Origin of the sequence: Streptomyces sp. NPDC126510, from assembly GCF_040302345.1 — a bacterium.
Lineage (GTDB): Bacteria > Actinomycetota > Actinomycetes > Streptomycetales > Streptomycetaceae > Streptomyces.
Genome location: NZ_JBEORR010000012.1, coordinates 59,552 through 78,609, shown reverse-complemented (window position 1 = coordinate 78,609; position 19,058 = coordinate 59,552). Strand labels below are relative to the sequence as shown.

General features: G+C 71.2%; 18 protein-coding genes. 10 read left to right on the top strand and 8 right to left on the bottom strand.

What is annotated here, in order from left to right:
• Nucleotides 1-23: 23 nt before the first annotated feature.
• Nucleotides 24-716 carry a DUF6215 domain-containing protein gene (locus ABTX60_RS18920; protein WP_352098159.1) on the bottom strand — a complete coding sequence of 231 codons (693 nt, stop codon included), beginning with the start codon at nt 714-716 and terminating at the stop codon, nt 24-26.
• Between the two features lie 171 nt (nt 717-887).
• Here ABTX60_RS18920 and argC point away from each other — a divergent pair, with 171 nt between their 5' ends.
• Genes argC through ABTX60_RS18895 form a run of 5 tightly spaced genes read left to right on the top strand, consistent with a single transcriptional unit; the run spans nt 888 to nt 5,724 of the window.
• A complete protein-coding gene (gene argC / locus ABTX60_RS18915) occupies nt 888-1,916 on the top strand; it encodes an N-acetyl-gamma-glutamyl-phosphate reductase (RefSeq protein ID WP_189589450.1) in 1,029 nt (342 codons plus the stop codon).
• Nucleotides 1,913-3,064, top strand: a complete 1,152-nt coding sequence (gene argJ / locus ABTX60_RS18910; protein WP_352098158.1) for a bifunctional glutamate N-acetyltransferase/amino-acid acetyltransferase ArgJ — start codon at nt 1,913-1,915, stop codon at nt 3,062-3,064. Before argC ends, argJ begins: the two co-directional genes overlap by 4 nt.
• Nucleotides 3,061-3,975, top strand: coding sequence for an acetylglutamate kinase (gene argB, locus ABTX60_RS18905; RefSeq protein ID WP_352098157.1), 915 nt, complete (start codon nt 3,061-3,063; stop codon nt 3,973-3,975). Before argJ ends, argB begins: the two co-directional genes overlap by 4 nt.
• On the top strand, nt 3,972-5,171 hold the full coding sequence (locus ABTX60_RS18900; RefSeq protein WP_352098156.1) for an acetylornithine transaminase: 1,200 nt from the start codon (nt 3,972-3,974) through the stop codon (nt 5,169-5,171). Before argB ends, ABTX60_RS18900 begins: the two co-directional genes overlap by 4 nt.
• 7 nt (nt 5,172-5,178) lie before the next feature.
• Nucleotides 5,179-5,724, top strand: a complete 546-nt coding sequence (locus ABTX60_RS18895) for an arginine repressor (RefSeq protein ID WP_352098155.1) — start codon at nt 5,179-5,181, stop codon at nt 5,722-5,724.
• 158 nt (nt 5,725-5,882) lie between these two features.
• Here ABTX60_RS18895 and ABTX60_RS18890 read toward each other — a convergent pair whose 3' ends face one another.
• The 6 genes from ABTX60_RS18890 to ABTX60_RS18865 all read right to left on the bottom strand — a co-directional run bounded on the left by ABTX60_RS18890 (nt 5,883) and on the right by ABTX60_RS18865 (nt 11,612).
• On the bottom strand, nt 5,883-6,686 hold the full coding sequence (locus ABTX60_RS18890; RefSeq protein ID WP_352098154.1) for an FAD:protein FMN transferase: 804 nt from the start codon (nt 6,684-6,686) through the stop codon (nt 5,883-5,885).
• Complete coding sequence (locus tag ABTX60_RS18885; protein WP_352098153.1) at nt 6,679-7,755, bottom strand: FMN-binding protein; 1,077 nt, start codon at nt 7,753-7,755, stop codon at nt 6,679-6,681. The genes ABTX60_RS18890 and ABTX60_RS18885 overlap by 8 nt, the downstream gene beginning before the upstream one ends.
• A gap of 40 nt (nt 7,756-7,795) precedes the next feature.
• Nucleotides 7,796-9,178 carry a ferredoxin reductase family protein gene (locus ABTX60_RS18880; RefSeq protein ID WP_352098152.1) on the bottom strand — a complete coding sequence of 461 codons (1,383 nt, stop codon included), beginning with the start codon at nt 9,176-9,178 and terminating at the stop codon, nt 7,796-7,798.
• A gap of 125 nt (nt 9,179-9,303) precedes the next feature.
• Nucleotides 9,304-10,020 (bottom strand): L,D-transpeptidase family protein, encoded by a 717-nt coding sequence (locus ABTX60_RS18875; RefSeq protein WP_352098151.1) that lies wholly within the window; start codon nt 10,018-10,020, stop codon nt 9,304-9,306.
• A gap of 3 nt (nt 10,021-10,023) precedes the next feature.
• Nucleotides 10,024-10,611 carry a pyridoxamine 5'-phosphate oxidase family protein gene (locus ABTX60_RS18870; RefSeq protein ID WP_352098150.1) on the bottom strand — a complete coding sequence of 196 codons (588 nt, stop codon included), beginning with the start codon at nt 10,609-10,611 and terminating at the stop codon, nt 10,024-10,026.
• Between the two features lie 140 nt (nt 10,612-10,751).
• On the bottom strand, nt 10,752-11,612 hold the full coding sequence (locus ABTX60_RS18865; protein WP_352098149.1) for a hypothetical protein: 861 nt from the start codon (nt 11,610-11,612) through the stop codon (nt 10,752-10,754).
• 223 nt (nt 11,613-11,835) lie between these two features.
• On the opposite strand from ABTX60_RS18865, the gene argH reads away from it, so the two are divergent.
• The 4 genes from argH (at nt 11,836) to ABTX60_RS18845 (ending at nt 16,582) form a co-directional block, all read left to right on the top strand.
• Nucleotides 11,836-13,272 (top strand): argininosuccinate lyase, encoded by a 1,437-nt coding sequence (argH, locus tag ABTX60_RS18860; RefSeq protein WP_352098148.1) that lies wholly within the window; start codon nt 11,836-11,838, stop codon nt 13,270-13,272.
• A gap of 169 nt (nt 13,273-13,441) precedes the next feature.
• Nucleotides 13,442-14,413: an aldo/keto reductase gene (locus ABTX60_RS18855; protein ID WP_352098147.1), complete on the top strand. Its 972-nt coding sequence runs from the start codon at nt 13,442-13,444 to the stop codon at nt 14,411-14,413.
• 88 nt (nt 14,414-14,501) lie between these two features.
• Nucleotides 14,502-15,053 (top strand): TetR/AcrR family transcriptional regulator, encoded by a 552-nt coding sequence (locus ABTX60_RS18850; RefSeq protein WP_352098146.1) that lies wholly within the window; start codon nt 14,502-14,504, stop codon nt 15,051-15,053.
• Nucleotides 15,050-16,582, top strand: a complete 1,533-nt coding sequence (locus ABTX60_RS18845; protein WP_352098145.1) for an MFS transporter — start codon at nt 15,050-15,052, stop codon at nt 16,580-16,582. The genes ABTX60_RS18850 and ABTX60_RS18845 overlap by 4 nt, the downstream gene beginning before the upstream one ends.
• Nucleotides 16,583-16,781: 199 nt before the next feature.
• Here the strand turns inward: ABTX60_RS18845 and ABTX60_RS18840 are convergent, their stop codons facing one another.
• A complete protein-coding gene (locus tag ABTX60_RS18840; protein WP_352098144.1) occupies nt 16,782-17,456 on the bottom strand; it encodes a lysophospholipid acyltransferase family protein in 675 nt (224 codons plus the stop codon).
• A gap of 386 nt (nt 17,457-17,842) precedes the next feature.
• Here ABTX60_RS18840 and ABTX60_RS18835 point away from each other — a divergent pair, with 386 nt between their 5' ends.
• Nucleotides 17,843-19,012, top strand: a complete 1,170-nt coding sequence (locus ABTX60_RS18835; RefSeq protein WP_352098143.1) for a glycerophosphodiester phosphodiesterase — start codon at nt 17,843-17,845, stop codon at nt 19,010-19,012.
• Nucleotides 19,013-19,058: the final 46 nt, after the last annotated feature.

Genomic DNA, 19,058 nt, shown 5'->3' with positions numbered 1-19,058 from the left:
ACCCCGGACCTCGCGGGGCGGGCTCAGCCCCGCGAGGTCCACCCCGGGAGCGTCTGCAGCACCCGCTCCGCGACCCGCAGCAGCACCGCGTCGTCCGGCACGGCTCCGTCCGCGCGCCACAGGGTGACGTCGACGGACCCACCGCGGTCCTTCGCGTCCTGGGCGACGGTGAGGGCCCGGGCCGGAACGCCGGGACCGCTGTCCGCGTCGCCGCCGTCCAGCCGGAAGCTGATGCTGATGGTGCGGGTGGAGTAGAGAACCCCGGGGCGGCCCAGTACCTTCTGCGGGCGGGCGTAGCTACCGAGCAGTCCTTCCGACCCGGCCACGGGAAGGCCGTCGTAGGTCGCCGAGAGCGTCACGGTGTACGTCTCGAACTCGACCTGGGCCTGCGGGGTGGCGATCTTCTTGCCGCCGGGGGACCCGAAGGAACTGTCGCTGCCGGAGGCGGTCTTCGCGATCTCCGTCGGTGTGCCGAGCAGGGCGGCCAGGTCGGGCCGGTTCAGCGCCTCGCACAGTCGCGCGCCGGTCAGGCGCTTGCCCTTCGGGGCGGGGGACTCCTCCGCGGAGCAGGTGGCGGGCTTCGGCTCGCTCTCCGCGGCGGATGTCTTCGCGAGCCACCAGAAGCTCCCGCTGAGCGCCCCCACGAGCGCCACCGCCGCGAGCGCCTGCCCCCATGCGCTCGGGCTCTTGCCGTGCGCGTCGTCTTCCTCGGCCATGTCCCCCACCCGCCATGATCCCCTGAAATGTGCCCGGGGACCTTACCCTGTGGTCATGGCCAGGACAAAGCCGGTTTCCCCGGCCGCAGTTCGGCCGTCGCGCCGCTCATGCACGGGATTGCATAAACGTGCAGCGAAACGTATAGTCATGCCCTCTAAGGAGGAGGATCCATGGCGGTACGAGCGGCAGTGGCCGGAGCGAGTGGGTACGCGGGCGGAGAACTGCTGCGTCTGCTCCTGGCGCACCCCGAGGTCGAGATCGGTGCCCTGACCGGCAACTCCAACGCGGGGCAGAGGCTCGGTGCGCTCCAGCCGCACCTGCTGCCCCTGGCCGGCCGAGTCCTCCAGGAGACCACCCCGGACGTCCTCGCCGGTCACGACGTCGTCTTCCTCGCGCTCCCGCACGGGCAGTCCGCCGCCGTCGCCGAGCAGCTCGGCCCGGACGTGCTCGTCGTCGACATGGGCGCCGACTTCCGGCTGACCGACGCCGCCGCCTGGGAGCGGTTCTACGGCTCCCCGCACGCCGGAACCTGGCCCTACGGCCTTCCCGAACTGCCGGGTGCCCGCGCCGCGCTGGAGGGGTCCAAGCGCGTCGCGGTGCCCGGTTGCTACCCCACCGCCGTCTCCCTCGCCCTCTTCCCGGCGTACGCGGCGGGCCTGGCCGAGCCCGAGGCCGTGATCGTCGCCGCGTCCGGCACGTCCGGCGCGGGCAAGGCGGCCAAGCCGCACCTGCTCGGCAGCGAGGTCATGGGCTCGATGTCCCCCTACGGCGTCGGCGGCGGGCACCGGCACACCCCCGAGATCACCCAGAACCTCAGCGCGGCGGCGGGGGAGACGGTCTCCGTGTCCTTCACACCGACCCTCGCGCCGATGCCCCGCGGCATCCTCGCCACGTGCAGCGCCAAGGCCGCCGACGGCGTCACGGGCGAGTCCCTGCGCGCCGTCTACGAGAAGGCCTTCGCCGACGAGCCGTTCGTGCATCTGCTCCCCGAGGGCCAGTGGCCCGCCACGGCGTCCGTCTACGGTTCGAACGCCGTTCAGGTGCAGGTCGCGTACGACGCGGACGCCGGCCGGATCATCGTGATCAGCGCCATCGACAACCTCACCAAGGGCACCGCGGGCGGTGCCGTCCAGAGCATGAACATCGCCCTGGGTCTCGACGAGACCACCGGACTGACGACGATCGGAGTTGCGCCGTGAGTGTGACGGCAGCAAAGGGATTCACGGCGGCGGGCATCGCCGCCGGGATCAAGGAGAATGGCAACCCCGACCTGGCCCTCGTGGTCAACACCGGCCCCCGCCGTGCCGCCGCCGGCGTGTTCACCTCCAACCGCGTGAAGGCCGCGCCGGTCCTGTGGTCCGAGCAGGTGCTGAAGGGCGGCCAGGTGTCCGCCGTCGTCCTCAACTCCGGTGGCGCCAACGCCTGCACGGGACCAAAGGGCTTCCAGGACGCGCACGCGACGGCCGAGAAGGCCGCCGAGGTCCTCGGTCGCGGCGCCATCGAGGTGGCCGTCTGCTCGACCGGCCTCATCGGCCTCCTGCTCCCCATGGACAAGCTGCTCCCGGGTATCGAGACGGCCGCCGGGTCCCTGAGCGAGCACGGCGGTGAGAAGGCCGCCATCGCCATCAAGACCACCGACACCGTCCACAAGACGGCCGTCGTCACCAAGGACGGCTGGACCGTCGGCGGCATGGCCAAGGGCGCGGGCATGCTCGCCCCCGGCCTCGCCACCATGCTCGTCGTCCTCACCACCGACGCGGCCCTCGACGACGAGGTGCTCGACAAGGCGCTGCGGGCCGCCACCCGCACCACCTTCGACCGGGTCGACTCCGACGGCTGCATGTCCACCAACGACACCGTGCTGCTGCTCGCCTCCGGTTCGGCCGAAGTCACCCCCGGGTACGAGGAGTTCGCCGAGGCCGTACGGCAGGTCTGCGACGACCTCGGCCAGCAGCTCATCCGCGACGCCGAGGGCGCCAGCAAGGACATCAAGGTCGAGGTGATCAACGCCGCGACCGAGGACGACGCCGTCGAGGTGGGCCGCTCCATCGCCCGCAACAACCTCCTCAAGTGCGCGCTGCACGGCGAGGACCCCAACTGGGGCCGGGTGCTCTCCGCCATCGGCACCACGCAGGCCGCCTTCGAGCCCGACCGGCTGAACGTCGCCATCAACGGCGTCTGGGTCTGCAAGAACGGCGGGGTCGGCGAGGACCGCGACAAGGTCGACATGCGCTACCGCGAGGTGCACATCGTCGCCGACCTCGCCGCCGGGTCCGAGACCGCCACCATCTGGACCAACGACCTCACCGCCGACTACGTCCACGAGAACAGCGCGTACTCGTCATGAGCACCGGATCGACGCGTAAGCACACCGCCCTGCCCAAGGCGCAGATCCTCATCGAGGCACTGCCCTGGCTGGTCCGGCACAACGGCAAGACGGTCGTCATCAAGTTCGGCGGCAACGCCATGATCGACGAGGACCTCAAGGCCGCCTTCGCCCAGGACGTCGTCTTCCTGCACCACGCCGGCCTCAAGCCCGTCGTCGTGCACGGCGGCGGCCCGCAGATCAGTCGGGCGCTCGATCAACACGGCATCGTCAGCGAGTTCAAGGCCGGCCTCAGGGTCACCACCGAGGACGCCATGGACGTCGTCCGCATGGTCCTGGCCGGGCAGGTCCAGCGCGAACTGGTCGGGCTGCTCAACGAGCACGGGCCGCTCGCCGTCGGCCTGACCGGCGAGGACGCCCACACCATCACCGCCACCAAGCACCAGCCCGAGATCGACGGCGAGCTCGTCGACATCGGGCGGGTGGGCGAGATCACCGCGATCGACACGGGCGCGATCGAGGCCCTGCTCGCCGACGGCCGCATCCCGGTCGTCTCCTCGATCGCCCGCTCCCAGGACGACGGACATGTCTACAACGTCAATGCTGATACGGCGGCTGCGGCACTCGCTGCTGCACTGGACGCCGAGACCCTCATGGTCCTCACCGACGTCGAGGGCCTCTACGAGGACTGGCCGCACAGCGACGAGGTGATCAGCCGCCTCACCGCGACCGAACTGGAGCGGCTGCTGCCGGACCTGTCGTCCGGCATGGTGCCGAAGATGGAGGGCTGCCTGCACGCCGTGCGCAACGGCGTCACCACCGCCCGCGTCATCGACGGCCGGGTCCAGCACTCGATCCTGCTGGAGATCTTCACTGACGAGGGCATCGGCACGATGGTCGTGCCCGACGAGCACGAGGGGGACACCGTATGACCGCGCAGCAGGAGTACGCCGGGCGGTGGCAGGGCGCGCTCATGAACAACTACGGCATCCCGCTGCTGCCCCTGGAGCGCGGCGCGGGCACCAAGGTGTGGGACGCCGACGGCAACGCGTACCTCGACTTCGTCGGCGGCATCGCCACCAACGCCCTCGGCCACGCCCACCCGGCGATCGTGGAGGCCGTCAGCCGGCAGATCGGCTCCCTCGGCCACATCTCCAACTTCTTCATGGCCGAGCCGACCGTCGCCCTCGCCGAGCGGCTGCTCAACCTCTTCGGCCGGGACGGCAAGGTCTTCTTCTGCAACTCCGGCGCCGAGGCCAACGAGGCCGCCTTCAAGATCGGCCGGCTGACCGGGCGGACCCACATCGTGGCCACCGAGGGCGCCTTCCACGGGCGGACCATGGGCGCCCTGGCGCTGACGGGCCAGCACGGCAAGCGCGAGCCGTTCCTGCCGCTGCCCGGCGACGTCACCCACGTGCCGTTCGGTGACGCGCAGGCCCTGGCCGCCGCCGTCACCGAGGAGACCGCGCTCGTCATCCTCGAGCCGGTCCAGGGCGAGCTCGGCGTCGTCGTCCCGCCCGCCGGCTACCTCAAGGCGGCCCGGGCCATCACGGCGGCGACCGGGGCGCTCCTCGTCCTCGACGAGGTCCAGACCGGAATCGGCCGGACCGGGCACTGGTTCGAGTACCAGGCCCACGAGGGCGTGCTGCCCGACGTGGTCACCCTCGCCAAGCAGCTGGGCGGCGGGCTGCCGCTCGGTGCGACCGTCGCCTTCGGGCGCGCGGCCGACCTGCTCCAGCCCGGCCAGCACGGCACGACCTTCGGCGGCAACCCGGTCGCCTGCGCCGCCGGGCTCGCCGTCCTCGACACCATCGAGAACGAGGGGCTGCTGGAGAACGTCAAGCGCCAGAGCGAGCGGTTGCGGGACGGAATCGAGGGCCTCGGCCATGAGTTGATCGATTTCGTCCGGGGTACGGGACTCCTCCTGGGTATCGTGCTCACCGAGCCGCTCGCGCCCCAGGTGCGCCAGGCGGCTCAGGAGGCCGGATTCCTGGTGAACGCGCCCGCCCCCGACGTCGTCCGGCTGATGCCGCCGCTGAACCTCGGCGACGACGAGGTGGACGCGTTCCTCGGGGCGCTGCCCGGCATCCTCCAGGCAGTGAGCGGGGACGGACGATCCGGGGAATGAGACGACGATGAGCCAGGCGCAGGACCACGAGCAGCCGGGGGCGAACGGGCCCGCCGTGCCGCAGACCCGCACCGCCCGCCACCGCCGGATCGTGGACATCCTCAACCGGCAGCCGGTCCGGTCGCAGAGCCAGCTGGCGAAGCTGCTCGCCGACGACGGGCTGAGCGTCACGCAGGCCACGCTTAGCCGGGACCTGGACGAGCTGAACGCCGTGAAGATCCGCAACTCCGACGGCGACCTGATCTACGCGGTGCCCAGCGAGGGCGGGTTCCGTACGCCCCGGGCGCCGCTGGGCGGTTCGGCGAAGGAGGAGCGGATGCGGCGGCTCTCGCAGGAGCTGCTGATCTCCGCGGAGGCCTCGGCGAATCTCGTGGTCCTGCGGACCCCTCCGGGGGCCGCGCAGTTCCTGGCCTCGGCCATCGACCAGGCCGAACTGCACGACATTCTGGGGACGATCGCCGGCGACGACACGTTGCTGCTGATCAGTCGGGAGCCGACGGGTGGGCAGGCGCTGGCCGACCATTTGCTGAGGTTGGCTCAGAACGGGCACTGAGCGCCGCAGGGGTGCCGGTGGTGGGTGTGTGCGGGTGCGCTGTGGCCGTTCGCGCAGTTCCCCGCGCCCCTGAGTTGGCCTGGCTGAGGGCGGCACGGGTGGGCGCAGCGGCATCCCGCTGGCGCGGGTGAGCGAAACGCCCTGTCCTCAGCCTCGACTCACCCCAGCCTCGCAGCCAGGCCCCCCGTACAACGCACCTCGTCCCCAGCCGTGATCAGCAGCGCTTCCACACCCGGCAGGGACTCCAGCCACGCCAGACCTTCCCGCGAGCCCATCGCGAACGCCGCCGTCGCCCAGCAGTCCACCCACGTCAGCCGCGGACCGACCACCGTCACGGCGACCAGGTCGGTCACGGCGGAGCGCCCCGTCCGGGGGTCGACGATGTGATCTCCCCGCTCCGCCGTCCCGGACGTGGCCACGGACAATTCCGATGCGCCCGCCGCGGAGACGACCGCCGCCAGGCCACCCGGCCGCAACGGGTCCGACACGCCCACGCGCCATGGCCGCTGCCCACCCGGTGTCCCGAGCAACTGCACATCGCCGCCGCCGTTCAGGTTCACCCCGCACACCCCGGGCACGTCCGCCAGCAGCCGCGCCGCCCGCTCGACCGCCCAGCCCTTCACGATGCCCGTCGGATCGAGGCGGCCCTGGTACGACGTACTGAACCAGCCGTCGCTCAGCCGCTCCGCCTCGGCGGCCAGTTCCAGCACCTCGGCGACCTCGGGATCGCACTCCGCGACGGTCACCTCACCGCGCTGCAGCCGCGAGATCTGGCTGTCCTCGCGGTACGTGCTGAACACCTCGTCGACCCGGTGCAACCCGGCCACGGCCTCGTCCAGGGCCGCGCGCACGGCGGCCGGTTCCCCGCCGCGGACGTCGAAGGAGAAGACGGTCCCCATCGTCTCCTCGGCATGACGTACCGCGGCGGGAGCCTGTGCGGAGTCGGCCACCGTGTCAGCCACCGGCCTGGTCCAGAGCGGACTGCAGGGACTGCTTGTAGCCCGTGCTGGTGTACGTCGCCCCGGACACGGCGTCGATCTGCGCGTTCCCGGCCGCGACGGCCGCCTGGTTGAGGCGGGGGACGGAGGAGGAGGTGATCTGGTCGCTGCGGCCGCCCTTGGGGGCCTGGACCGCCTCGGCCTTGGTGATCTTCCCCCCGGCGACGGTCACCCGGACCTGCACCGGCCCGTACTGCGTCTGCGCCACGCTGCCGGTCAGCGTCTGCGTCGTCGCCTGGCCGCCCCCCGAACCCGCGGCCTGCGAGGAACCGCCCTGGGCCGGCGCCTTGTCGAGCGCCGACTGGAGGGACTTCTTGTAGCCGGCGCTGGTGTACGTGGCGCCCGACACCGCGTCGATCTCCGCGGTACCGGCCGCGACGGCCGCCTGGTTGAGGCGTGGCACCGAGCTGGCGGTGATCTGGTCGCTGCGGCCGCCCTTGGGGGCCTGGACCGCCTCGGCCTTGGTGATCTTCCCGCCTGCGACGGTCACCCGGACCTGGACCGGCCCGTACTGCGTCTGCGCGACATCGCCGGTCAGCGTCTGCGCGCCGCCCGAGCCCTGCTGCGCGCCGCCCGAGCCCTGCTGCGCCCCGGCCGACGCCTTCGCCTTGTCCAGGGCCGACTGGAGGGACTTCTTGTAGCCGGCGCTGGTGTACGTGGCGCCCGACACCGCGTCGATCTCCGCGCTCTGCGCCGCGACCGCCGCCTGGTTCAGCCGTGGCACCGAGCCGGCGGTGATCTGGTCGCTGCGGCCGCCCTTGGGGGCCTGGACGGCCTCCGCCTGGGTGATCTTGCCGTTGCTCATGGTCAGCCGGACCTGCACGGCGCCGTACTGCGTCTGCGCCGCGTCACCGGTGACCGCGCCGTTCACGCCGCCCTGCGGGGCCTGTCCGGCCGCCGCGGGCGGGGCCTGCCCCGCCGCCTGGGCGGCCCCCGGGTCGGAGGCCGGCTTCAGGGACAGCAGCAGCACGATCCCGGAGACGGTGGCTGCGCCGGCGAGCACGGCACGCCGGACGGGGTGAGACTTCCTCATCGTTTCCCAAACTCCTGAAGGGCCGTTGGTGTCCCGTCGCTCACATCTCGAACGACTCGTGATGGATGCGGCGGGCGGGTACTCCCGCTCCGCGCAGTGCCTCGTAGACCGACTGCGCGAAACCGGGCGGCCCGCACATGAAGACGTCGTGGTCGTCGATGTCCGGGATCTTCCGCTGGAGGGACTCCGCGGAGATGTCCGGGCGTTCCCCCTCCGGACTGTTGACCGCGTACATCAGCCGGGCGCCGCGCTCGTCGGCGATCTTGGCGAGTTCGCCCCACAGGGCCAGGTCCTGGGTGGTGTTGGCCCGGTAGAGAAGGGTGATGTCACCGGACGCGCCGGGCAGCGTCTCGAACAGCGCCCGCATCGGCGTGATGCCGACACCACCCGCGACGAGGAGGACCTTGCCGCGGCTGCGGCGCTGCGCGGTCATCGCGCCGTACGGGCCCTCGGCCCACACCTTGGTGCCGGGCTCGAGGTCCCGCAGCCGGGAGGTGTGGTCACCGATCGCCTTGACCGTGATGCGCAGCATGTCCGGGCGGGGGGCCGCAGACAGCGAGTACGGGTGCGAACTGAAGCGCATGCCCGGCGCCTTGAACCGCCAGCGGAAGAAGTGCCCGGGCTCCGCGCCCATCCGGTGCAGCTTGCGCCCGCTGATCAGCACGGACACGATCCCCGGGGTCTCCTCGATGACCGCCGCGACGCGCATGCGGTGCCGCAGGTTCAGCCGGATCGGGGTGAGGATCCGGTACCAGACGACCAGCGCGGTCACCACGCCGTACAGCCCGTACCAGAAGGTCTTCGCGGCCGGCTCGACGGCGAACTCGTTGCCGGTCGTGATCTGGTGCCAGAACGTCATGTACACCGAGGCATACGTGAGCAGGTGCACGTGGTACCAGGTGTCGTAGCCGATCAGGCGGCGCACGCCGCCGATCGACAGGATCCCGATGAGGAAGAGCAGGCCCGTGCCGATGGCGGCCTTGCCCATGTCCGGCAGCTGGTTGATGGAGTCCGTCGTCTGCTGGACGATGTCGCCGAGCCCCTTGCCCGCCTGGAGCGCGTAGCCCCACATGGTGAGGAAGACGTGGGCCAGCACCAGACAGAGCGTGTAACGGCCGGTCATGGCGTGCCAGCGCGCGACCCGGTCGGTGCCCACCCGGCGCTCCAGCGCGGGCACCCGGGCCATCTGGAGCACCACCAGCGCCATGAGGTAGCCGGCGAGCAGACCGGTGATCCGGCCTGCGGCCAGGATCTTGCTCGTGTTGTCGGCGAGGGACGGTGTGTTGTCCCACCACAGCCACAGCACGGCCGCCGCACCGGCCCACAGGGCGATCAGCAGCGGAACGGCCGGGGAGCGGCGCGGGCGGATGCGGCGCATCGTCTGGCGGCGGGCGGCACGTCCGCCTGCGAGCGTGGTGGTCACGGTTCCTCCGTGGGGACTTGACCCTTGGCCCACAGATACGGACCGCGACACGGGAGTGTTCAGTCGTGCACCGAGTCGGGTGCGGACGGGAGTGACCGCTGGTCACGCTCACGCGGCCCAGTCCGTCACAGGCGGGTGACGGCCGTGCTCCCGTTCTGCGTGCCCACGGCGATGTGCGGCCGCCGCGTGGGGTCGGCCCACACGAGGATCCGCCGCATCGCCTTCTCGGACACGGAGACGCAACCGGCCGTCGCCCCCCGCCCGTGGACGTGGAGGAAGATGCCGGCACCGCGCCCCCGCACGGGCCGCTGGTAGTTGAAACCGATGACGAGCGCGTGCGCGTACTGGGGGGAGTAGGTGATCAAGTGCTCGGACTCGGCGGCCCGGCAGTCGGCCGCACGCGGCTCGCTCCAGCGGTTGTAGGACCGGGAGTCGTTGTCCTGGCACCACCAGGAATCCTGGTGCACCCGGCGGTAGGTGTACGCCGTTCCGCGCGGCGCGGCCTTGATGCCGAAGGCGTACGGCAGGCCGTAGAGACCGGTGGGCGTGGTGTTCGTGCCCTGCTCGCGGGTGGCGCCCGCGACGAGTCCGTTCGCTCCGAAACGGGCGGGTGCGGAGCCCCGCTTCACCCAGCGCCCGTCCTCGCGGTTCCACCAGGTGACCGTGCCCGTCGTCGAGGCCCGCTTCGGGGCCACCGCGGTGATCAACTGGGTGCCGCCGCCGGTGTGTGCCATCCGTGCCGGCAGCGGCAGCGGCAGCGGCAGCGGCAGCGAGGGGGCGGCCGGACCGGTGCCGAGCACGATCAGGGAGGAGACGGCGAGGGCGACGGCACCGGGGCGCATGCCTCAGACGGTAGAGGGAGGCAGCGGCAACGGCAGCCCGGGTAGTCCGTCCAGGCTGGTGGCGATGTGCTCCTTCTTGCTGAAGTACGCGCTGAGCGAGGCGTCGTCCTCCCGGGCGAACCGCTTGCCGTGCAGGTCCCGGTCCTCCTCGTACGCCATGAAGGGGACCCCGTAACCGCAGGTGTCGCGGACCAGCTCGGCGGTGACGACGATGATCGCGCGCAGGCCGTGCCGCGCCGGGTCGATGTCCGGGAAGTGCGCGAGCAGTTCCCCGAAGCGGGGATCGTCACGGAAGACCGGTTCGCCCCTGCCGTGCACGCGGACGATGTTCGGCGGGCCCTGGAAGGCGCACCACATCAGGGTGATCCGCCCGTTCTCCCGCAGATGGGCGATGGTCTCGGCGTTGGAGCCGGCGAAGTCGAGGTAGGCCACCGTGAGCTCGTCGAGCACCGCGAAGGAGCCTGTGAGGCCCTTGGGGGAGAGGTTGACCGTGCCGTCGGCGGCCAGGGGCGCGGTGGCGGTGAAGAAGACCGGCTGCGCCTCGATGAACGTGCGGAGCCGGCCGTCTATGCGCTCATAAGTCTTTCCCATGTCGAACGATTATGGCCGCATATCTTTCGACTGTCTAAGGAATTGCGGGGTCCGGTCACCTCTGCCGGGCCCCGCGGGCGGACGTCTGCCGTGGCCGCCCCGGCCGGCGCTCCCACGGGGCGGCCACGGCGCCTGTCACCTCACTTGTTGAGGGTGCAGGCGGCCAGGGAGTCCAGGCCCTGGGGCTTGGCGGCGGTCCGGCCGATGGCGGTGGCGATGCGGTTGACGGTCGAGACGCGCTTGTCCTTGAGGGGGCCGAGGATGGCGTTCTGGACGAAGTTGGGGCCGCCCTGGCCGACGGTGTTCACCAGACGCGTGTTGGCTTCCCGGATCTGGGTGTCGAGCAGGGTGAGGTTGCGGTCGACCTCGGCCTTGGCGGAGGCGGGCACCGCCGGGAGCTTCGAGCGGACGTCCGGGCAGGTGATCGTGCCGGCGGCGGCGTTGCCGGCATTGCCCGCGTTACCTGCATTCCCGGCGTTACCGGCGTTACCTGCATTGCCGGTGTTGCCGCCCGCCTGCGGCTTGCCGGCCGCGCCGCCGCCCGCGTTGGTGCCCGCGCCGTTCAGCGTGCAGGCGGCCAGGGCATCCAGGCCCTGGGGCTTGGCGGCGGTCCGGCCGATGGCGGTGGCGATGCGGTTGACGGTCGAGACGCGCTTGTCCTTGAGGGGGCCGAGGATGGCGTTCTGGACGAAGTTGGGGCCGCCCTGGCCGACGGTGTCGACCAGACGCTTGTTGGCCTCCTGGATCTGCGTGTTGAGCAGGGTGAGGTTGCGGTCGACCTCGGCCTTGGCGGAGGCGGGGACCGCCGGGAGCTTGGAGCGGACGTCCGGGCACGTGATGGTGCCGGGGCCCGCCAGCGTCCGGGCGTTCTTGGCGCCGCTGTCGGGCGACTCCCCGGCGAGGGCGAAGCCGGCGATGACCGTGCCGGACAGAGCCACCGCGGCGGCGCCGCCGATGAACGTGACGCGACGCTTGTTGTACTTCGGAAGAGCCCTGGACATGCGGATGCCTCACTAGGGGGTCGAGTGTCGTCGGTGTCGTAACGCGGCGCCTGCGTTCGGCGAGAGGTACGGGTAAGCGGTTTCCCGCGTTCAAAGGATCTTCAAATTCCTTTCACGTGACTGGAAACCGCTCGTCGACCCCGCCGAATTGACGAATCATGCAGCGGTCTGCATACTCATGCATGACGGTGAGGCACATCCACACCCCTTGAGGAGCGCGCAGGTGAGCAGCAACAGCGGTGACGTCCGGCTCTGGGGCGGACGTTTCGCCGACGGTCCCGCCGAGGCCCTGGCGAAGCTGTCCGCGTCCGTCCACTTCGACTGGCGGCTCGCGCCGTACGACATCGCCGGTTCGCGTGCCCACGCGCGCGTGCTGCACAAGGCGGGCCTGCTCACTCGGGACGAGCTGACCCGCATGATCGCCGGTCTCGATGAGCTCGAGGCGGACGTCGCCGACGGCTCCTTCGTGGGCACGATCGCCGACGAGGACGTCCACACCGCCCTGGAGCGCGGACTCCTGGAGCGCCTCGGCCCCGACCTCGGCGGCAAGCTGCGCGCGGGCCGCTCCCGCAACGACCAGGTCGCGACCCTCTTCCGCATGTACCTGCGGGACCACGCCCGGACCGTCGGTGGCCTGATCGCAGAGCTCCAGGACGCGTTGATCGGGCTCGCCGAGGCCCATCCCGACGTGGCGATGCCCGGCCGCACGCACCTCCAGCACGCCCAGCCCGTCCTCTTCGCCCACCACGTCCTGGCCCACGTCCAGTCCCTGTCCCGGGACGCGGAGCGGCTGCGCCAGTGGGACGCCCGCACGGCGGTCTCGCCCTACGGCTCGGGCGCCCTGGCCGGCTCCTCCCTCGGCCTGGATCCGGAGGCGGTGGCGAAGGACCTCGGCTTCGAGCACGGCTCGGCCGGCAACTCCATCGACGGCACGGCCTCCCGGGACTTCGTCGCCGAGTTCGCCTTCATCACGGCGATGATCGGCGTCAACCTCTCCCGGATCGCCGAGGAGGTCATCATCTGGAACACGAAGGAGTTCTCCTTCGTGACCCTCCACGACGCGTTCTCGACGGGCTCGTCGATCATGCCGCAGAAGAAGAACCCGGACATCGCCGAGCTGGCCCGTGGCAAGTCGGGCCGCCTGATCGGCAACCTCACGGGCCTGATGGCCACGCTCAAGGCCCTCCCGCTCGCGTACAACCGCGACCTCCAGGAGGACAAGGAGCCGGTCTTCGACTCCATCGACCAGCTGGAGGTCCTTCTCCCGGCCTTCACCGGCATGATGGCCACCCTCACCGTCCACCGCGAGCGTATGGAGGAACTGGCCCCGGCCGGCTTCTCCCTCGCCACGGACATCGCCGAGTGGCTGGTGAAGCAGGGCGTGCCGTTCCGCGTGGCCCACGAGGTGGCGGGCGAGTGCGTGAAGGTCGCCGAGTCCGAGGGCAAGGAACTGGACGCCCTGACGGACGAACAGTTCGCCAAGATCTCCGCCCACCTCACGCCCGAGGTGCGGACGGTCCTGAACGTCCCCGGCGCCCTGGCCTCCCGCAACGGCAGGGGCGGCACGGCCCCGAGCGCGGTGGCCGTCCAGCTGGCAGAGGTGAAGGCGGACGTGGCGATCCAGCACGAGTGGGCGGTGGCCAAGGGAAGCGCCCTCTAGGGGCGCGGGGCTGTATCGATGTGCGGCTCCGCCGCGTAGGCGCGACAAGCCACGACGAACCCGCACGCGCCGAACCACCGCTCGAACCGAGCGCTGATCGCGAGCGCCGAAGGTCATCGCGGGTACGTTGGTCGGAAGCCGTACCGGACCCGACCGAACGGAGCCCGCGATGCCCTTCGCTCGACTGGCAACCGCAACGACCCCCACCTGCCACATCGGACTGGGCCTCGCCGCCGTAGGACGCCCCGGTTATATCAACCTCGGCCGGGACGAGGACCTCGGAGAGGACCGCAGCGTCGAAACGCTGCGCAACCGCACCCACGAACTCCTCGACGCCGCCTACGCCCAGGGCGTCCGCTACTTCGACGCGGCCCGCTCCTACGGCCGCTCCGAGGAGTTCCTCGCCGGCTGGCTGAAGGACAGGCCCGGCCTCGACGACATCGTCGTGGGCAGCAAGTGGGGCTACACCTACACCGCCGACTGGTCCACCGACGCCGAGAAGCACGAGGTCAAGGACCACACCCTCGCCACCTACGAACGGCAGCGCGCGGAGAGCGACGCCCTGCTAGGGGACCGGCTCGACCTCTACCAGATCCACTCGGTGACGCCGGACAGCCCGGCCCTCACCGACAAGGAACTGCACACGAAGCTCGCCGAGGCCGCCGCGCAGGGCCTCACCGTCGGGTTCTCCACCAGCGGCCCCGCCCAGGCGGACGCCATCCGCGCCGCCCTCGCCGTGACGGTCGACGGCGAACCCCTCTTCCGTACCGTGCAGTCCACGTACAACGCGCTGGAGACCTCCGCCGGGCCCGCCCTCGCCGAGGCCCACGACGCCGGACTCACCGTGATCGTCAAGGAGGGCATGGCCAACGGCAGGCTCGCGGGGCCGCACGCCCCCGACGCCGTACGGGAGATCGCCGAGCGGGCCGGGCTGGGCTGCGACGCCGTCGCCCTGGCCGTCATCCTGCGGCAGCCCTGGGCCGGTGTCGTGCTGTCCGGCGCGGCCACCACCAACCAGCTCGCGTCGAACCTGCACGCGGCGGTCGTCGACCTCGACGACGACCAGCTCACCCGCCTCGCCGCGCTGGTGGAGGAGCCGCACGCGTACTGGCAGCGGCGCGCGCAGCTGCCCTGGCACTGATCACACCTTCCGTCACACGGCACGGCAGCCGTGAGCCATACATGCCCCGTGTGAGACGTGAGTGTCTCATATGGCTTATGCTTGTCTCATGGCTGTCGACCCCGAGCACGTGCTGCGCGCCGCCGCGGCCCTGCTGACCCGCAAGTCCACCGCGACCATGGACGAGGTCGCCAAGGCCGCCGGAATCAGCCGGGCCACGCTGCACCGGCACTTCGCCGGGCGGGACGCCCTCGTCCGGGCGCTGGAGGCGCTCGGCATCGCGGAGTGCGAGGCCGCTCTGGACGCGGCCCGGCTCGACGAGGGCACGGCGAGTGACGCCGTACGCCGACTGGTCGGGGCCATCGAGCCCGCCGCGGGACTGCTCGCGTTCCTCTACACCGAGAACCAGTTGTTCGAGGGCGAGGAGCAGAACGCCGGCTGGGCCACGATCGACGACCGGATCTCCGCCCTGTTCCGGCGCGGCCAGCTCGGCGGCGAATTCCGCATCGACCTCACGCCCGTCTGGCTGACCGAGGCGCTGTACGGCCTGATGGCCTCCGGCGCGTGGATGGTGCACAGCGGCAAGGGCGCGCCCAAGGACTTCCAGCACATGATCGTCGAGCTGTTGCTCGGCGGCGCACTCAGAAGAGAGGAATCATGACCAGCACCCTGCGGCCGGCGAAGACCACCGAGGCGGTGGAGCGTCCGGGCCGCTGGCTCGCGCTCGGCGTCCTCGTGCTCGCCGTGCTGCTGGTGGCCGTCGACGCGACCGTCCTCGGTCTCGCGACCCCCTACATCAGCGAGGACCTGAAGCCCTCCGGCACCCAGTTGCTGTGGATCGGCGACGTCTACTCGTTCGTCATCGCCGGTCTGCTCGTCTCCATGGGCAGCCTCGGCGACCGGATCGGCCGCAAGCGGATCCTGCTGATCGGTGCCACGGCGTTCGGCGCGATATCCGTCGTCAACGCCTACGCCACCACACCCGAGATGATGATCGTCGCGCGGGCGCTGCTCGGCGTCGCCGGAGCGACCCTGATGCCGGCCACCCTCGCGCTCATCCGCAACCTCTTCCACGACCCGCGCGAACGCAGCCTCGCCGTCGGCATCTGGGGCGCCACCGCCTCCGCCGGCACGGCGGTCGGCCCGATCGTCGGAGGGTTCCTGCTGGAGCACTTCTGGTGGGGCTCGGTCTTCCTGATCAACCTGCCCGTGATGGCCGTCCTGGTCCTCGTCGGGATCAGGCTGCTGCCCGAGTCGCGCACCGCGAACCCCGGCCCCTGGGACCTGGTCAGCGTCGTGCTGTCACTGGTCGGCATGATCGGCGCGGTGTACGCGATCAAGGAGGCCGCCACCCACGGCTTCGGGTGGAGCACCCTGGCCGCCGGGCTGCTGGGCGCGGCCGCCCTGTACGGCTTCGTCCGCCGTCAGCTCAGCCTGCCGACGCCGCTGCTGGACATGCGGCTGTTCCGTCACCGTGGCTTCAGCGGGGCGGTGCTCGCCGATCTGCTGACCATCCTCGGCCTGTCCGGGCTGGTGTTCTTCCTGTCCCAGTACCTGCAACTCGTCCAGGGCAGGCGGCCGTTGGAGGCCGGGCTGGCCGAGCTGCCCGCGGCCGTCGGTGCGGTGGTGGCCGGACTGGTCGCGGGGCGTGCGGCCCGGCGTTTCTCGGTGCGGGCCGTCGTCTCCGGGGGCCTCGCGGCGATCGGCCTCGCGCTGGCCGTGCTCACGATGCTCGACCGGTCCACCGGTTACCCGCTGCTCGGGACCGCGCTGCTGGTGGTCGGCGTGGGCGCCGGCTTCTCGTTCACCGTCACCGCCGACGTGATTCTCTCCAGCGTGCCCAAGGAGCACGCGGGCTCCGCGTCCGCCGTGTCCGAGACGGCGTACGAACTCGGTGCCGCGCTCGGTATCGCCGCGCTGGGCTCCATCGTCACCGGCGTCTACCGCGACTTCACCGGCCCCGCGGGCACACCGGCCGCGGCCCACGAGTCGCTGGGCGGAGCCGTCGAGGCGGCCGCGCACCTGCCCGCCCACACCGCCGCCCCGATGCTGGACGCGGCCCGCACGTCGTTCGTCGACGGCCTGGCCCTGGCAGCGGGCGCGGGCGCGGCGGTCCTGCTGGCAGCGGCGGTGGCGGCGTGGTTCCTGCTGCGCAACCAGAGCCTGGAAACCTCCCCGGACCACGCGTAACCCGACCGGACGGCACAACGCCCCTGAGGTCACTGCCTCAGGGGCGCGGGGAACTGCGCGAAACGGGCAACGGGCTGCACGTAGGCACGCCCTGAAGTTCACGCCCTCAGGCGCGCGGGGGAACTGCGCGACCAACCCCCACAAACCTGCAGCCGCCCACGGCCCCCGGCAGCCCGAGCCCGCACGCGCCCGGCAAGAACTACGCCGCTTCCTTCGCCTTGCTCGCGTACATGTCCACGTACTCCTGCCCGGACAGCCGCATGACCTCGGCCATCACCGAGTCGGTCACGGCCCGCAGCACGTAGCGATCCCGGTCCATCCCCTCGTACCGGGAGAACTCCATCGCCTCACCGAACCGCACCGTGACCTTGCCGGGCCGGGGCAGGCCGGCCCCACCCGGCTGCAGCTTGTCCGTGCCGATCATCGCGAAGGGCACCACGGGCGCACCCGTCATCAGGGTCAGCCGGGCGATCCCCGTCCGCCCCCGGTACAGCCGCCCGTCGGGCGACCGCGTCCCCTCCGGGTAGATGCCGAACACCCGGCCTTCCTCCAGCACGCGCCGCCCGGTCATCAGCGCGGCGACACCGCCCCGGCCACCGTCCCGGTCCACCGGGATCATGCCGACGCCGGTGAAGAACCAGGCCATCAGCCGGCCCTTGAGCCCCTTGCCGGTGACGTACTCGTCCTTGCCGATGAAGACGACCTGACGGTCGCAGACCAGCGGCAGGATCATCGAGTCGATGAACGTCAGGTGGTTGCCGGCCAGGATGACCGGGCCATCACCGGGAATGTGCTCCGCACCCTCCACCTGTGGGCGGAACATCAGGCGCATGATCGGGCCGAGCACTGCCTTGATGAGCACGAAGCGGGACAACGGACCCTCCGGTGTCAAGGGGTTCTGTATGAGTCTGTGCAGGTGAGGACGATACTCGTGGCCCCGGGTATCGCGCACATCGGGCACGGCGACTTCACCGAGGCCTTACGCACTGTTGACGCGCGTTTACCTGCGGTGGCACATCGCCGACGCTCCGAAACGCGGCCGACATGCTGTGACACACATCGCCCCGGAGCCCACCGCACGCGTTCCCAGAACGGCCGGGCCGAATCGAACAGAGGCGACGAACCGTCAAATCATCCTCCCCACCAGCCACTACGACATCCGACGTCACCCGCGTGTTCTGCCCGAGGTCTCCCACTCGTCATGTACGCGCCCCTACGATCGGCGCGCACGGACGAGCCGAACCGGCAGAGAGGGCGCTCATGGGAACGCGGGAGTCGAACGAAGAAACGAGTGGTACCGGACGACGGGCCCTGCTCGGCGCAGCGGTGCTCGGCGCCGGCGGAGCGGTCCTCGGCATGGCCGGAACGGCTCGCGCCGACAGTGCCCGGCACGGCGGCGGACACGGCGGAGTCAAGAGCCTGCCCAAGCCGACGATCATCGGCCACCGCGGCGCCAGCGGCTACCGCCCCGAGCACACCTTCGGTTCGTACCAGCTGGCCCTCGACCTGGGTGCCGACATCGTCGAGGCGGGCGACCTGGTCCCGACCCGGGACGGGCACCTGGTCTGCCGTCACGAGCCGGAGATCGGTGGCACCACGGACGTCGCCGACCACCCCGAGTTCGCCGGCCGCAAGAAGACCAAGCTGCTCGACGGCGTCTCCACCACCGGCTGGTTCACCGAGGACTTCACACTCGCGGAGCTGAAGACGCTGCGCGCGGTCGAGCGCATCCCGGCCAACCGCCCGCACAACACGCTCTACAACGGCCGCTGGGAGATCCCCACGTTCGAAGAGGTCCTCAGGTGGCAGGACGAGCAGACCCGCAAGCGCGGCAAGCAGGTGTGGATCTACCCCGAGCTCAAGCACCCCACCTACTTCCGAAAGCAGGGCCTGCCCCTGGAGGAGCGGGTCGCCAAGCTGCTGGGCAAGTACCGCAAGGACCGGCGCACCTCCCCGGTCATCCTCCAGTCCTTCGAGCCGACCAGCGTGCAGCGTCTGCACAGGCTCGTCGACAACCCGCTGGTGGTCCTGCTGTCCTCGGCGGACTCCCGGCCCTGGGACTTCGTCGAGACCGGCGACCCGCGCACGGTCGCCGACCTGGTCAAGCCGGCCGGCCTCAGGGAGATCGCCTCCTACGCGCAGGGCATCGGCCCGACCCTGGACCTGGTCGTCCCGCGCGACGCCCAGGGCAGGCTCACCAAGCCGACGACGCTCGTCTCCGACGCGCACAGGGTGGGCCTGATCCTGCACCCCTACACCATGCGCAACGAGAACCCCTTCCTGCCCGCCGACTTTCGCAAGGGCACGGACCCGGACGCCTACGGTGACGTCTTCGGTGCCTACCGGGCGTACTTCGCGACGGGTGTCGACGGCGTCTTCACCGACCAGCCGGACACGGGGCTGCTGGCCCGCGAGGACTTCACCGGCTGAGCCGCGTCAACCACCGGGTTCACACCCCTCGGTCGAGTGATGTTCG

Excerpts from the sequence above, each read along its gene's own strand:
- ABTX60_RS18920 (WP_352098159.1), bottom strand. The coding sequence starts at position 716 with ATGGCCGAGGAAGACGACGCGCACGGCAAGAGCCCGAGCGCATGGGGG.
- argC (WP_189589450.1), top strand. The coding sequence starts at position 888 with ATGGCGGTACGAGCGGCAGTGGCCGGAGCGAGTGGGTACGCGGGCGGA.
- argB (WP_352098157.1), top strand. The coding sequence starts at position 3,061 with ATGAGCACCGGATCGACGCGTAAGCACACCGCCCTGCCCAAGGCGCAG.
- ABTX60_RS18900 (WP_352098156.1), top strand. The coding sequence starts at position 3,972 with ATGACCGCGCAGCAGGAGTACGCCGGGCGGTGGCAGGGCGCGCTCATG.
- ABTX60_RS18895 (WP_352098155.1), top strand. The coding sequence starts at position 5,179 with ATGAGCCAGGCGCAGGACCACGAGCAGCCGGGGGCGAACGGGCCCGCC.
- ABTX60_RS18885 (WP_352098153.1), bottom strand. The coding sequence starts at position 7,755 with ATGAGGAAGTCTCACCCCGTCCGGCGTGCCGTGCTCGCCGGCGCAGCC.
- ABTX60_RS18875 (WP_352098151.1), bottom strand. The coding sequence starts at position 10,020 with ATGCGCCCCGGTGCCGTCGCCCTCGCCGTCTCCTCCCTGATCGTGCTC.
- ABTX60_RS18870 (WP_352098150.1), bottom strand. The coding sequence starts at position 10,611 with ATGGGAAAGACTTATGAGCGCATAGACGGCCGGCTCCGCACGTTCATC.
- ABTX60_RS18865 (WP_352098149.1), bottom strand. The coding sequence starts at position 11,612 with ATGTCCAGGGCTCTTCCGAAGTACAACAAGCGTCGCGTCACGTTCATC.
- ABTX60_RS18855 (WP_352098147.1), top strand. The coding sequence starts at position 13,442 with ATGCCCTTCGCTCGACTGGCAACCGCAACGACCCCCACCTGCCACATC.
- ABTX60_RS18850 (WP_352098146.1), top strand. The coding sequence starts at position 14,502 with ATGGCTGTCGACCCCGAGCACGTGCTGCGCGCCGCCGCGGCCCTGCTG.
- ABTX60_RS18845 (WP_352098145.1), top strand. The coding sequence starts at position 15,050 with ATGACCAGCACCCTGCGGCCGGCGAAGACCACCGAGGCGGTGGAGCGT.
- ABTX60_RS18835 (WP_352098143.1), top strand. The coding sequence starts at position 17,843 with ATGGGAACGCGGGAGTCGAACGAAGAAACGAGTGGTACCGGACGACGG.